At 52.5% G+C, this 1,200-nt stretch carries 2 protein-coding genes; both read left to right on the top strand.

Annotated features, from left to right (window positions below):
- The first annotated feature begins 67 nt into the window (after positions 1-67).
- Positions 68-835 (top strand): TIGR01458 family HAD-type hydrolase, encoded by a 768-nt coding sequence (locus CW742_RS13995; RefSeq protein WP_292421436.1) that lies wholly within the window; start codon positions 68-70, stop codon positions 833-835.
- 70 nt (positions 836-905) lie between these two features.
- A partial coding sequence (locus tag CW742_RS13990; protein WP_292421432.1) for a hypothetical protein occupies positions 906-1,200 on the top strand: 295 nt, incomplete at its 3' end.

The raw sequence follows: 1,200 nt of genomic DNA, 5'->3' as shown, positions 1-1,200 counted from the left end.
ACCTGGGTCAGAGCATCGGTTTGTGTGGCACACTGTTACGCCATTTCATTCGCATGGGTGCCGAGGCATGGATACAAAGGCGTTCCTGATCGATCTCGACGGAGTGCTGTATGTAGGAGATCATGCGATCTCCGGTGCAACCGAAACCATTGCAATGTTAGATGAGCAGGGATATCCCTATCGTTTCGTATCCAACACAACCCGGAAGAGCAGGACAACCATCGCGGCGCGCCTGGACAGGCTGGGTTTTTCGATTCCCGTATCACATATCTTCACCCCTGCCATCGCGGCAATATCCCTGATTCGCAATGAAGGATATACCCGCTGCTTCTTACTGACCACAGGTGATGTGGACAATGATTTTGCAGAAGCGGAAATCAAAAGTGCTGATACTGATGCAGACGGGGTAATAATCGGAGATGCCGGGGATAATTTCACCTACGGCAACCTCACGAAGGCGATGCGTTTAATCCTTGATGGCGCCGGATTGATTGCTCTGGAACGGGACCGGTACTGGATGGGAGAGAACGGGCTCATGCTTTCGGCGGGGCCTTTTGTGGCTGCCCTGGAGTATGCAACGAGCACCTGTGCCCGGGTAGTAGGGAAGCCCTCCGGAAATTTCTTCGCGCTCGCTCTGAGTGATATGGGAGCCCGGCCCGAAGAAACACTGATGATTGGGGATGATATCACAACTGATATCGGAGGGGCCCGGGAGGCAGGCATGCGGGGAGTACTTGTGAAAACCGGAAAATACCGGAATGAAGCTGTGGCCAGTTCCGGTATAATACCGGATTATATCCTCGATTCCATTGGTCATCTGAGAGAGATCCTGTGAGGTGCCCATGCCCGCAAACACCGATGCATCAGGGGAGTGCGCCTGGCATAGCACCCGATTGATCCTGATTTTGAGCCTTGTATTCTCTGCCCTTTTTTTTTCGTCCGGTTGTCTCGACCGTTTTATTCACCTGCCGGGGACCGTCGTTTACCCCCAAATTACTCCAATCGATGAAGGTCAGACACTTCTCTACCCGGAAAAGGAATTCCTCTTTCAGGACAAACGCCTCATCTTACGGATCCCGGTCGATGGATCGGTCTATCGCGGTGCACAGGCAGCGGAAAAAGAAGTCACCATATATGGCAATGTATCAGAAACGGTCTGGATCCCGGAAGCGTATCTCAGGATCATGAATGATCCGAACC

Origin of the sequence: Methanoregula sp., assembly GCF_002835825.1 — an archaeon.
GTDB lineage: Archaea > Halobacteriota > Methanomicrobia > Methanomicrobiales > Methanospirillaceae > Methanoregula.
This window is presented reverse-complemented; position numbering and strand designations above follow the sequence as displayed.

Excerpts from the sequence above, each read along its gene's own strand:
- CW742_RS13995 (WP_292421436.1), top strand. The coding sequence starts at position 68 with ATGGATACAAAGGCGTTCCTGATCGATCTCGACGGAGTGCTGTATGTA.